General features: G+C 45.2%; 9 protein-coding genes. 3 read left to right on the forward strand and 6 right to left on the reverse strand.

Features of this window, described 5'->3' with window-relative positions:
• Positions 1-125: 125 nt before the first annotated feature.
• Together HG547_RS05360 and HG547_RS20905 are read right to left on the reverse strand one after the other, a co-directional pair.
• Positions 126-1,538 (reverse strand): amidohydrolase, encoded by a 1,413-nt coding sequence (locus HG547_RS05360; RefSeq protein ID WP_169547220.1) that lies wholly within the window; start codon positions 1,536-1,538, stop codon positions 126-128.
• A 205-nt stretch (positions 1,539-1,743) separates the two neighbouring features.
• Positions 1,744-6,639, reverse strand: coding sequence for a S8 family serine peptidase (locus tag HG547_RS20905; protein WP_169547221.1), 4,896 nt, complete (start codon positions 6,637-6,639; stop codon positions 1,744-1,746).
• Positions 6,640-6,919: 280 nt separating this feature from the next.
• Between HG547_RS20905 and HG547_RS05370 the strand changes: the two genes are divergently transcribed.
• Positions 6,920-7,810 (forward strand): LysR family transcriptional regulator, encoded by an 891-nt coding sequence (locus HG547_RS05370; RefSeq protein ID WP_050991407.1) that lies wholly within the window; start codon positions 6,920-6,922, stop codon positions 7,808-7,810.
• Between the two features lie 292 nt (positions 7,811-8,102).
• Here the strand turns inward: HG547_RS05370 and HG547_RS05375 are convergent, their stop codons facing one another.
• A complete protein-coding gene (locus HG547_RS05375) occupies positions 8,103-8,603 on the reverse strand; it encodes a hypothetical protein (RefSeq protein ID WP_169547222.1) in 501 nt (166 codons plus the stop codon).
• 328 nt (positions 8,604-8,931) lie between these two features.
• Positions 8,932-9,909 carry a transposase gene (locus HG547_RS05380; RefSeq protein WP_169547223.1) on the reverse strand — a complete coding sequence of 326 codons (978 nt, stop codon included), beginning with the start codon at positions 9,907-9,909 and terminating at the stop codon, positions 8,932-8,934.
• A gap of 87 nt (positions 9,910-9,996) precedes the next feature.
• Between HG547_RS05380 and HG547_RS05385 the strand changes: the two genes are divergently transcribed.
• Positions 9,997-10,311 carry a hypothetical protein gene (locus HG547_RS05385; protein ID WP_211164562.1) on the forward strand — a complete coding sequence of 105 codons (315 nt, stop codon included), beginning with the start codon at positions 9,997-9,999 and terminating at the stop codon, positions 10,309-10,311.
• Here the strand turns inward: HG547_RS05385 and HG547_RS05390 are convergent.
• On the reverse strand, positions 10,308-10,946 hold the full coding sequence (locus tag HG547_RS05390) for a class I SAM-dependent methyltransferase (protein ID WP_144345282.1): 639 nt from the start codon (positions 10,944-10,946) through the stop codon (positions 10,308-10,310). The two genes, HG547_RS05385 and HG547_RS05390, sit on opposite strands and share 4 nt — an antisense overlap.
• 66 nt (positions 10,947-11,012) lie before the next feature.
• Entirely contained in the window at positions 11,013-11,366 is a 354-nt protein-coding gene (locus tag HG547_RS05395; RefSeq protein ID WP_037426688.1) for a hypothetical protein, read from the reverse strand.
• A 282-nt stretch (positions 11,367-11,648) separates the two neighbouring features.
• On the opposite strand from HG547_RS05395, the gene pdgA reads away from it, so the two are divergent.
• On the forward strand, positions 11,649-13,766 hold the full coding sequence (gene pdgA / locus HG547_RS05400; protein ID WP_169547224.1) for a diguanylate cyclase PdgA: 2,118 nt from the start codon (positions 11,649-11,651) through the stop codon (positions 13,764-13,766).
• The last annotated feature ends 131 nt before the right edge of the window (positions 13,767-13,897 follow it).

Raw genomic sequence — 13,897 nt, forward strand, 5'->3', positions numbered from 1 at the left:
CTTGCTGTAAAAATTCACATAAGAGGGCATATTGATTAACAAATCAAGGGCGAAAAGATCTTCCCGCCCAATTTTTTGTAAGCTCAAGTTATACCGAAAAGCTGACGGAATAAGACTTAAACGGTTTATTGCGCCTTCAGTGCCGTAAGGGCAACCTTGGTCATGGCCTCAACGCCAACTTTTAACGCGCTTTCATCCACATAAAATGCTGGCGAATGGTTACTGGCCGCCGTTTCAGGATCTGTGCCCTTTGGCGTCACCCCGAGGAAGAAAAACATCCCAGGTGACTCCAAAGCATAAAAGGAAAAGTCCTCGGCACCAGTGATTAATCCCGGTTCAATCAGCATCTTATCGCCGACCACACTGGCAAGCACGGGGCGCATACTGGCGACCAATTCGGGATTGTTCACCACTACGGGATAACCTTGATGGATTTCGGTTGTCGCGGTGGCACCTAAGGTTTTTGCCGATAACTCGGCGATTTCGGCCAAGCGCACTTTAATATCGGCACGCATAGGCTGGTCAAAGGTGCGGATGGTGCCAATCAGCTCGACTTCATCGGGAATAATATTTGAGCGAATGCCACCATTTACTGCACCAAAACTCACTACAGCGGGCGCTTTGGTAATATCCACCTGACGACTCACAATAGTTTGCACATTGGTAATAATTTGCGCCGCGGCGACGATAGGGTCGACGCCATTCCAAGGGCGCGAACCATGGGTTTGGCGGCCTTTCACTTTGATCGTAAAGGAATCTTCACTCGCCATGGCAGGGCCACTACGCACCCCAATCATGCCGCTTGGCATACTCGAAGTCACATGCATGCCAAACACTTGGTCGGGTTTACGCTTGGCAAACAGCCCTTGTTTGAGCATTAATTCCGCGCCGCCCTCTTCGCCATCTGGCGCACCTTCTTCAGCAGGCTGGAAGATAAACATAACATCGCCGGCAAGGCTATCCTTCACTTTCACTAAGTTCTCGGCCACGCCCATCAACATAGCCACATGGGTATCGTGGCCACAGGCATGCATCACCCCTACGGTTTGACCGCGATAGGTATCTGTTGCTTTAGAGGCAAAGGGCAGATCGACGACTTCGGTCACGGGCAAGGCATCCATATCAGCGCGGATCGCAATCAAAGGGCCGGGCTTACCGCCCTTTAACTTTCCGCCTTTCAAGATAGCAACAACCCCAGTATGGGCGATGCCCGTTTGTACTTCTAATCCGAGGGATTTCAGATGCTTTTCGATAATCTTGCTGGTGCGAAACTCGCGATTAGATAACTCAGGATGCTGGTGAAAATCACGGCGCCAGTCGAGCACCTTTTGCTCCACACCCGCCGCTAACTTGGCCGCGTCTGGCTGCGCCGCATAGGCAGAACTTAGCCCAGCGCCCATTAAGCTCAAGGTGACGATGGAAGCGAGTAAACTCTTGGTCAGTTTTGATGTACTCACACCGAATGAACTCACATAAGGTGCAAAAGATGTGGCTACAGAGGATGTTGATAAAGCGCGCGATACCGAGGATACAGTCATAGCGATAACCTATTGTTGTTTTTATAAGCTATCTAAACTACACGCACATCACAGAATTGTTAATAGATTTAATAGTAAGGCTTGTAACGAAGAATTATTGTGGGATAAACACATCATTTATGGCCGATGACAATCCACACTTGGACGCATAAAAAAGGGCCTCCGTTAGAAGGCCCAAAGACAAGGTACTACTTAAAGGTGAAGTTTACTTATTAACATTCCATTTTTGACGTGATACGGCCATCAAGCCAAGCATCAGGATGGCAAGCCAACCCAAGCTACCGCCATCGCTCTCTTTAGTCTCTTCAACAGGTGGTGTTGGAGGTGTTGGTGGCGTAGGTTCTACACCATCAGAGTTCACGACTAAGTTAAAGCTCGTTTGCACCATGTCATTTTGATAAACCTTATCAAAGGCTTTCACTGTGACAGTGGTTGTGCCGTGCCAATCTTTTTCGGGAGTGATGGTTACTTGGTTACCATTAACAACTGAGGTGATATGCGCGCCTGTGACTTGGATACCATTAGCGGTATTTTCTTTGTCTTGCACTAGCACCTCAAAACTGATGCTGGTGTTTTCAGCAACAGACATATCGCCTAAAGCACCTATCGCAAGGTTTGAAGGTACTTTGAGGCTTCCAGTAGAGGTCACACTACTGCTGCCAGTGTAATCACTTTTAGCAATAATCTGCAGATCTTGACCTACCGCTTTGGCGCCCACACGGGCTGAGAATGATACTTCAATTGCCGTTGCTTCCGGTCCAGTGTAGTTAGCACAGACCACTAAGCCCTCTGCAATTTTCTCATCCAGATTATTAAAAGCAAAACCATCACCGATATAACCATACGCAGGACCAAAGGTGCCACGTGGTCCATGGTAACCATGTAAACCAATTGAACCTAAATGGGCTTTGTTACCCGTTAATTTGTCGTAGGCGAAAATAAACTCATGTTCACCGGGAGCAAAATTAAGCTGCGTTGAGGCTATTAACTCAAAACTGTAACGGGCATCGTAGTCAGGATCATGGTTAATACCAAAGGCAAACTCCTGACGCATATTGTCCCATTCAACAATTAGATAGCGACGGTCGTTCGTAACGGCAAGTGATACACCGTCAAAGCTCTCAGTATCCAAATTATATTCTGGAATAGTTAACCCATCTCCACGCCATAATGGTGCAATCACTGTATCGGGGAAATATTGCTCTTCCATTGGATAATGAGCAGCCCAGAACAGCGGTAGTTGATCGAGCTGAATAAATCCACCAGGAGAAATACTTAAGGTATCTTTGTGTGAATATTCTTCAGGGTTGTTATACAACGGGATACGATCAATACCAAAGGTACTTAATGGCACGGTTACCGTTTCATTCACCCGACCAGCAATCGCAGTTTCAGACTGAATGCCAGCCTCAGTAAATAAATCCAAATAATAGGGATTCGAACCAATAGGAATTCGACAACTCTCATCGGTCTCGCTCGTGGTAAAGAGATATTGACGTTTTTGCGCATTGCTCGCCTGTTGCATCGCTTTCAGGGTGATTTGCTGTGCAGCAACAGTCAGACCAGCTTTAAGATCTTGGTTATTGCTGGTCGCTTTTAACGTGTCAGGCAATATTTGCAGACCTTCGGGCAACGTTAAGGCAATATTCACATCGCGCTCTAATCCGAGTAGGTTTGGTGCCATCACCATCTTGACCTCAACAACATCGCCTTCTTTGGCCTGCTGTTGGCTGGTCGTGATACTGACATCATCGCCCTCATGCACTAAATGCACGGCCATTTTGCCAATATTACCTACGTTTTGTGCACCATTACCCACTTCAACCAAACCGTATAAGCGATCACCCGCTTTACTACCTGTGGCAGACCAGTTCATTTGTAATTGGTAAGGATCGATACCATTGGTACTGGCAGGCCCTGTCACATTAAGTTGCTTAGTATCAGTGTCGGAGATAATCGCCAGACTCGCTTTAATGCTGTCTTTAGTATCAATCTCGTCTCCCCATGGACGCTTAAAGTTGCCTAGCATCACCCAATAGCGACCAGGTGTGGGATCATTTATCGCGCAATAGTCGGTAACATCGGTATAGGAGTAACAAATCGCCTCGTCATACCATTCCACTTTGCCGTTGTTATTCAAGTCCATACCAATATCTAAAGACGTTGATGCGGCATTATCTGCAGAGACTTCTTCCCATACGATGCGGCGAGTACCTTCCGGCACGTCAAAGAAATGCACCGAAACACCTGGATTATTTTCCAATGTTTCAGGCTTTGTAAAGTCAACATAGGCGGCACTAAGTTTGTGCTCTGTGACTGTACCTGCGGTTAAGCCGCTCACTTTGACATTTAGCTCGCTGATTTCTTTGGTCATCAACTCAGGCGTTAGCATAGTGCCAGTATCGCGGTGAATTTTTCCTGCGACAATTTCAGGCAAGCTAGAACCAGTAAAACGTGCCATAACGGGCAAGTATTGATCTGGCAAACTGGCATCCGTTGGTTTCAAGTCAATTTTTCCAAATACTTCGTTTGAGGAAGAGTTAGCGTTGACTGAAGTCACATCGAGGATTTTCGCGGTCACCATAATGCTTTGTTGCTCACCCGCTTTTAACTTAATCTTTTGCGGATAAACACTTAACTCAAGGAAAGGCGCGCCTTCTGTGGTGATTTCCGTCGCACTCACGTTCCACTCGCCATCAGTCGTAGCAGTAAAGGTACGCATCCAAGTGCAGCTACTTTTACATTCCGCATTGACTAAGTAAGGCACGTTTAACGCGGTTACATCACCGCCTTCCATCGGGTTAGCTGCGCGATAATTGTCACCGTTTTCATCCATCACCAGACCCGCTTTTACCGCTCTAGCAACGTTAATCACTCCGCTACCCATATCGTAGAATGTTGCATCCACTAATTTTGGCGGATTATCGTAGGTTGGAGCTTTACCTAACACGGCGGTGGTCATCAGTGCTGACTGGATCATCGCAGGCGTCCACTGTGGGTGCGCCTGAGTAAGCAGTGCTAATGCACCTGCAACATGGGGGCCTGACATCGATGTACCGCTGATTGCCACATAATCGCTGGGCGATGGATACAGATTGAAGGGCATTTCATCTGAGTAGGCAGCAAACACATCCACCCCAGGGGCAGACACGTTCGGCACCATCACATTGGGGTTGGTATGGCTAGGGCCACGGGAGGAGAAGTCAGCTAACACATCGGCTTCACGCTCAGTGGTGATAATCTTACCCGCGGTGATAGTGACTTTAGGCTCTGTAGCGCTAGCAACCCATTCCACTAGCTGATTGCCTGATGCCGCATCGATATGCATTCCAGGGATAGGGAAAGGGTTTAAATTTAGGCTATTAGCTCCAGTACCATCATCAAATGAAATGGCGTTATACAGGATCACGCCACCCGCGCCACCCGCTGCAACGTTAATCCCTTTTTGTACTCGGCCATTTTCTCCACGCTTACAAATGACAACATCATCACTTTTAAAGGTGCCTGCGGGGAAGGGTTGTAAGCAGAGAGGATCATTGTGAGCCGCTGCATCAACTAAGTTACCTGTGATATCACCTGTTACGGCATAACCAATCATATCTTCAGGAGCATTTTCCCCCACAAAAGACAGTTTGCCTTCAACAGGTTCAATTTGGCGTCCATGGGTACTGGCGGCAACGGATGTTAACCAAGGTGATACATGGTCGATATAACCTGGCCCGTAACGTCCCCAGTTACCCGCCGAGGCGGCAACAGAGATCCCTGATTCGCGGGCCGCTAAAAACGCCATTTCAACCGCATCGTACCAAGGCAGATGTTCAAGTCCACCGATGGAGAAGTTGATCACATCAACGCCGTCGATAATGGCATCTTCAATCGCAGCGACTAAGGCATCGCCAGGACAACCACCGTAGTTTTCGCCGTAAGAGCCGCCACCGGGATAGCACACTTGATAGGCAATAATGTTGGCCCTTGGGGCAACGCCTGAAATTTCGGGGAAGACTAAAGAGGTATCAAAACCATCTGATTTTTCATCAGTTCCATTGAGCTTAAAGGGCACATTGTAGAGCACGTTACCCGCAACGGTACTGGCAGTGTGTGAACCATGGCCGTTGTAATCTTCACCGTTTGGAGGGCGTTTATAATCCACTTCCCATGGCGGCAGATCGGGTTGGAAAATCGGATCTTTATAGGTATCGGTAATGATATCGTAAGAACGAACACCGATAAGCTTACTGTTACACATCAAAGGATATTCTTGGCAGTCGCCCAGATATTTTCCTTCGCCTAATGGGTTTACGTGCTTATAACCGTCTGCCGAGACTGCGGCAAAAGAGGGGTGATCTGAGTTAATCCCAGTATCGATAATACCGGCAATGATGCCCTCACCGCGCATAGCAACGCCATCGGGAGTGCTCGTGCCCTGCCAAATCATATCAGCGCCAATATGCTTAGGGCCGACATCGGTGAATAATTGGTATTCCTTCGCCCGAGTCACCACCTTAACATTGGGCAACTTAGCCACTTCAGCGGCTTGTTCTTGGGTTAACACCATGGTCATGCCGTTTAGCGCCACATTAAAGCGACGTTTTATTTCAGCATCTGGCGCAACACGCTTGATTTGGCTAGCCGTTTCATCCTGAGATCGCGTTAAAAAAGCTTGGTAGTTTTTAACGGTTTTGCTCTTTAAATCGATTGTCCCAAAACGCTCATTAGAACGTATTGCGGGCTGATTGCTACGAGGCGACGTGGCGGCAAACTCAGGTCTATCACCCTGATAAAGTGAAACAGGAGCATCCATTAATTGAATAATATAGGTATGCGTTCCATCAATGTCCTTTTCCCATGCAAATGGCGCCTTATTGCTACTCCCATTTACAGCGCGATGGACGTTCATACCAATTTGACCCGGTCTATTAGCGCGATTCAAAGCCGGATGGGTTGGTTTATTTTTATTGGCTAATATTTGTTCGGGTGCCAGCTTGATACCAATAAGTTTTTGCTCGGCTTGGTTCCTATCTAAAGGATTGGCAACTAACGTCCCTATTCCGGTCGCATATAGCGCCGCAAAGGTCATTATGCTGATCTTCTTCAATTTCATTACTCATTCCTTGTTAGATTTATGTTGCAAATTTGTTATTTGCAGAATGAATAGTTACCGTCAGCAATACTTTAAAGCCAATGCATTTTACGTATCAGTTGATGACAAAAAACTATACGAGAACAGAGCCAAATAATTAAAAAATCAAAACAAACACTTACTCATAATTGTTAATTATTCATATGAAGATAAAGATACAAATTGTCACCAACGTCTACTTGTCGATACTGAGCCACAAGGGTATGTTGCACACATGTTGTAATTACTTGACAAATAACTTGTGATTGAGTTTAAGCATCTTAAAAATTTCCAGATTTTAGCCAAAGAGCGTAATTTTCAAAAAGCTGCCCAAAAATTAAATCTTGCTCAACCTTCATTAAGCCGAAGCATTCAACGACTCGAACATATACTGGGTACAGAGCTGTTGCTGAGGGGAAATCAATCAACTTCTTTAACCCCTGCTGGGGAGCTCGTTCTCAGCCATAGTCAGCATATTTTGCAAAACGTCGAAGCCCTTCGAAAAGAATTACACTATATGCAGGGTAAGAGCAGTGGCTATTTATCAATAGGTGCAAGCCCTGTACCGGCAAATACCATTCTAGGGCCGATTCTCGGACGTTTTTTTGAGCAATACCCAGACATTCATATCGATCTCGAAGTTGGTACCTGGCAACAACAACTGGAAAAATTGCTACGCGGAGAACTCACACTATTAATTACTGATGTTGAAGGTGAGATTATTGGCCACGAAAGCTCGATACAATCCTTTAATTTACCTTCTTTTGAAGCGGTTTTTTGTACCAGAGCTGGACATCCGTTGACGTATTTAGATCGCTTAACCCTAGAAGATATTCGTAAATATCCACTCGCCATACCCAAAAACTTACCTTATGGCGTCAGTGAACAATTTGGCGATCTGTTTAATAAATATCGCAATGACTTTTCGGGATTATTACATTACGATTCTTTCCCACCGATAAAAGGCGCCCTATTACACTCTCAAATTGTCGCATTAACACCACAAATCACCTTATTTGATGATGATATTAAGCATGCGGTACGAGTAATAACCCCCATCGATATGCCTAAACTAAACGTATTTTTTAGTGTGGTAATGCTTAAAAACCAAATCAGTGCTCCCGCAAAACGCCTTTTAAGTTTGCTACTTTAAGTGATGTTTGGATTTACTACGGAAGATACAGCGCCACTGACATTAAAATGAGTATAAAAATGAGCATTAAAAACAAGATAACACTCGATTAAGCTATAGATAATTTTTAGCCATACATTCTGTTAAATATAGTTTATTAACCTTGGAATTTATCAAGAATGCAGAATTAGTTACGCCCCGTTAAATGATCAGACAACGAAGAATAGACATCCTTACCGGACAAGATTTTGGACAAAAGCGAGCAACTTGTTGCCAGTCGAGCGCCCTACGGGCGCATTTTTGATGGCGACCGTTAGAAGCTTTGAACATAACTCAAAATTTTATTTGCTTTATTTATCGCTAAATCTTTAAGCTTAGGATCGGAAGCTATATCAAGCCTATATTGAAGCCAGGAACATATAAACCTTTTAACTAATTTATCAGCATCAATAAAAATTACATCTGAAGATTTACTGACACTGCATTTTGCAGGCCCAGTTGTATAAAAAATTTTCTTTGCGCTAGCAGTCGCTTTTATGTTGTGTCGTGATTCAGCAGTTGCTGTATGCACTAAACCACATCTCGCAGCCCATAAATCGTCAGCAGTGCAGTCCAGATTTGTATCAGGGTCAATATATCTTTTAACCCAATCCTTGAAATGTGCTCCATTTGATTCATCGCCAGCAAACGTTAACCAAGCCATCTGGTCAATAGCTGCGAAAGTTAGCGTAAGCATCGCTTCAACATATCCATGCTGATGTAGAAGGTTTATAGCTCCAATCGTTTTTTCCTGAAACGAATCCAAATGTTGCATATGCTTTCCTTAGCCTCTAAGGTCTTAGTATTTTTTCGCATGCGCATTTACCTCATTAGAACAATGAAAACACGCAAACTCATGAGTATAAAAAGAATAAACCTAGCCACCCAATATAAATCAACAACATAATGTACTTTACGTTTGTCTACAACTTGTAAGATCTAAAAATTGCCTAAATGAGAGAGCAAAAGTCACAGGGGCAGTATCTGAGGCAATAAATTGAGTTAATTCTTTCAAAAATAGAGTGTTTTAGACGAGGTAAGTTATCCCATCGTGTTTTTGGGATGCAAGGTAAGCATTGCTTTCGAAGTAATATAAGCAGTTATCAGTTACTGTGAAAATGCTGACAACTTGCAGCAAAGTGCCGTCGTCGCTTTTCGAGATGTTCGCAGTAATCGCTCAGTTCTTGCAATGTGCCTACTGGACCATGAAATAGTTTGCCAAACTCGGTGGTCAGCTTGAGCCAATTATCATGGGGGATATTTAATCTGTTCAGTATCTTGGCGCTACTTTCACTGATGTTTCCGCGTTTATCATTGCGAATGATTCGGCCGGTATCATCCACCAATTGAAGGTAATCAGTTAATGAAAACGCAATGCCACTGGGTTGGTTGTTGCACTCGTTGCCAATAAAAGGCAGGAGATTGCTCGGCTGCTCACCTTTTAATACGGCCCGAATACGTAGTTGGATACTGGTATGGTCGGATTGTTCTAGTGTATCAGCAAGTTGCGCTCGAATCGGATTCAAATCAACATAGGCCATACAGGCTAATACCGCAGCTTCATCGAGTAGGGCTTGCGATTTAAAACGACCTTCCCAGAACCTGCCTGTGCAGTTATCTTCTTGATTTGCTTGCCTTGCAATCGGTTCGTTGAGGCAGCGCATAAACCATGAAATATCACACAAACGACTACGATAAAGGGCGATTGAATGCTTTAATCTGCTCACCTCATGCGCTTCAACCAACTCACCTTTTGCGAACTTTTGCGTTAACGCATCGCCTTTAAACAACTTATGCCACTGCTCAAGCACTTCGCGGTCAGTCCAGTGATTTGCCGTCTCGATATCGACTCGTAGCACCAGATGCAGATGATTCGACATCACCGCAAAGGCCGCCACATCAATAGCAAAAACGGCTTCAAGTTCAAACAGTAGCGATTCTACCCAAGCGCGGCGATGGTCATAGTTTTTACCCGAGTAACTATCATCGCCACATAAAAAAGCCCGCCGAACAACTCGGCTACAGCAATGGTAATAAGGCGTGTCTTCAAGGCTTATCTGGGTTCTACGAGGGCGCGGCATACAAACCTCCTTGTTTAATGCTTAACCAAAGCATAGTCGGAGATTAACTACCGCGCGATTAAGGTTGGGTGTCCGATTGCCGCGCGATTGCCGCGCAAATACAACCAAATCGGTGCGACAGTGCATGAGCAATTACCCAAGGATGCGCTTGTTATTATTGGGCTTACCATAGATCCTGAACTCGAGTCAGAGCTCGAAATCATGGTGATTACCACGGGAATTGGATTAGAGCAGACAGCAAAACCAGACCCTGTGCAGATTGTTGATGATAGCTATATCAATGTGCATGATTTTATTAAGCGTCCAGCCTTACCTTTACCCGAACCAGCACAATCGAAGTTTGATTTAGACAAGTTGCAAATCCCAACTTATCTGCGACAGCAAAAGCCTCCAACGCATTAGTGGGCTTGGTGCAAAAACACCACGTCTTTATCTATCACTTCGAGCCGCCAGCCGTAATGCTCGGCGAGCCATTGAAAGGTGGCTTCGGAGTAAAAGTTAATATGAGTGGGATCATTTTTATAATGCCAAGCGCTAAATGCCGTGGGATTAAGCACTCGCTTGGTCATCACGGCCAAAATGCCTTGAGGTTTGAGCATCCCCTTCAACAGAGTCAGCAAAGCATCGGCATCACTCACATGCTCAATAACTTCGGTCAGGGTAATAAAATCGTATTGCCGAGTCAGTAACTCGGGGTGGTTAGCGTAATAAAGATCGTAGTTCTCGACCCGATAACCCCGCGCTTTGGCCATCAGACTTAAGACTTTGCCTTCACCACAACCAAAATCGAGCCCTAACGCCGATGGAGTAAAGCGGGTCAACAAAGGAGCGAGAGTTCTATCTAAAAACTGCTGATAACCGAGGTCCTGAGGGTGATTTTCGTGCTTGTCATATTCGGCTTTTTCGGCTTCAGAGCTTAGATAAAACTCGGCGGGGACACTCACCAAAGCACAGCGCTGGCATTGTTGGTAACAACGACGTTTATCTTGATGATAAGCCACTAAATCGGTGCTATGGCACAGCGGACAGGTATTCAACAGCAGTTCCTAAAAAGTCGTAAGGCAAACGGCAGAGATTGCCTTTAAATAGATCGCGATTAACAGCTAAGGTTTAGGGATTTTACGCTCTTTGGCCGCAGCTTCCTTGGCTTCTTGCAGATATTTTTGCTCACGGCTTTCCCTTTCATCAAATTGCTTTTGCGCCTTGAGCTTTTGTTGCACTTCCCAATCCTGCGGATTGGTTTGCTGTTTTATTGTTTCTTCCCGTGCTGAGGTTGTTTTGGCTGCTTGGCGCGCCTTTTCAAGTTGCAGTTGTTCAATCCGCTCAGAGTCGATACGCGCCTTATCAGCCCTTTGCTCCAAGGTTAACCGAGGTTTGGGTTGTTCAGCAGCATGCGCCGCGGGCAACACTGCGGCGAGACACATACCTAAAACGATAGTTTTGACTAGTCTTTGCATCCTACACCTTCTCTAGAGTCCTTAATTCACAAATGGCCAGGCCAAACTGAGCCTGCATGGCAAAACATAGCATAAAACATTATTTTGCCGTGATGAGTTAGCATGATTTTCGCTGAAGTAAATCAAATGAACCTATCTTAAACTGTTATTTTTTAATTTATATTTGAGCAAAACATCGATTCGGTTTATTTTTAACCCCATATGAATGATGTACGATTTGATATAAACAAAAACTAAGGGAAAGGATGTGACCTTAATCTGTGTCACCGAGGGAGTATCCTAATGATTCGATGGCAGCACTTGCTAAATAAACTCACAACAGATGATCCGCTGTTGCAAGAGAAAATCTCTATTTGGCGAGCCCATCCCCATAAAACACCCCTCGCGCTGATCCAAGGCTTTAGTTTTATTAGCGCAAACAGTGCCACCTTAGACTACTTTGGTACTGAATATGACATCTTTGTCAATGCCACACCTTATGATTTTTCCCCTAGAATTCAATCATCTGGGCGTAACAGTGTTGAATTTGCGCGGGAGATGATCCTTGAAGCCGTCTCGGGGGTTAATGTCGAATTCAGTTGGCTCCACCTTAATCATCAAGGGAATGAACTGCCCACCCGAGTAAACCTCTATCGTTGTTATTTACAGCAACAACCTGTTGTACTGGTCGAGTTACAAGCATTAAACCGTAGAACTCAAGTCAGGCCAGCCATTGCCGATGGTTTTGCCCATATCCCGAAAGAAATCCTCTCGACGACCTTGGAGGAAAGTGCCGAGGCCGTTTATATCACCGACACCGACAATAAGGTATTGGCGGTCAATAAGGCGATGTGTCGTATTTGTGGCTATAGCGCGGAACAATTAATCAATAAAACGCCCGATTTTTTAGAAGCCAACCCGCTTAATCTCAGTGAACAAAGCGAGTATTTGCAGGCCTTAAAACAGCGCGGGTTTTGGCAGGGTGAAGCCTTAAAACAACGCTCAGATGGCAGCACGTTTCCCGCATGGCAGAGTAGTCGGCGCATCGCTGCGGATGGCATTCAATATCATGTGAATATCTTTAGTGATATCAGCACCAAAAAGCTGCTCGAGACACAACTTACCACCCGCGCCATGTATGATACGTTAACGGGGTTACCAAATCGTTTTCATCTTAAACAGATACTTAATGGCGCACTTGAGAAATTAAAAGACGATCCTCTCGCCCTCGGCGCACTGATGTTTTTAGACCTCAACGGCTTTAAAAATATCAATGACAGCTTTGGCCATTCAATGGGCGATAGAGTATTACAACTCGTTGCCGCCCGTTTAGAAGCGGGTTGTATCGAAAAAGCGGATATTGCCCGTATGGGTGGGGATGAATTTACCTTAGTGCTACAAGATTGTAGTTGTAAGGAAGAAATCCAAGAGTTCGCAGAGCAAATTTTAAGTTTATTCGACAGTCCGTTCGAAATCGAAGGGCAAAAGTTTTTCCTCGGTACCAGTATTGGTATCGCGCTGTTTCCTACACACGGTGATCAGGCTGGCCAACTGATTAGTTTGGCCGACACCGCCATGTATTGCGCAAAGAAGAACCAGCCTCATTTAGTGTTTTATGATAAAGCGATGAGCCAAGCGGCTGAGCTTAAGTTAAAACTCATCAATAATCTCAGACATGCCCACAGTTTAAAGCAGTTTAAACTCGCCTATCAGGCCATTGTGGATTTGCACACCAACACCCCCATTGGTGCTGAGGCACTACTGCGCTGGCAAAAGTCTCCCAGCGAGCACTATGAGGCAGCTGAGTTTGTGCCTTTATTGGAGGAAACGGGGCTCATTGTCAGCATAGGACAATGGGTACTCGAACAAGCCTGCAAGCAAGCATCACTATGGCGCGCACAATATCAGCCCGATTTTAAGATTTCGGTTAACGTCTCTCCGTTGCAATTAGAGCATGTAGACTTTGTCGGCCAAGTCGTCAGTGCGCTGGAAATGGTCGCCCTACCCGCTGAAGCCTTAATTTTAGAAATCACCGAATCTGCACTGCTACGCCAACCAGAACAGGCTCGCTATACGCTAGAACGTATTAAAGCCTTAGGTGTAGGCATTGCCATTGATGACTTTGGTACTGGCCTTTCTTCTTTAAGCCGCTTAGGTACCTTGCCCATTGATAGTGTCAAGATTGATGCTGAGTTTGTTCTACGTTTGAATGATGTATCAGGCCAAAAACTCTGCCATGCCATTGTGCAATTAGCACAGGCGCTCAACATTCACTTTGTGGCGGAAGGCATTGAGACACAACAGCAAAAAGACATTATTACCCATATGGGACAAGGCTTTGCCCAAGGCTTTTTATTTGGTTATCCAAGTTATGTTGAGCAGTTTACTCAGTCCTATTTAGCCGAGAAATACATTGCTTAAATAGAGACGATTAAAGGCGCTTAAACACAGTGACTGATTGTTTATTAAGATAATATAGATTGGCTATCGATAGGCTCGATAGCCCTGCCAGCACACCATAAAATATGGAATCACTCCCCTGCAAAGCAATT

Source organism: Shewanella sp. DNRA4, from assembly GCF_012843185.1.
GTDB classification, from domain to species: domain Bacteria; phylum Pseudomonadota; class Gammaproteobacteria; order Enterobacterales; family Shewanellaceae; genus Shewanella; species Shewanella xiamenensis.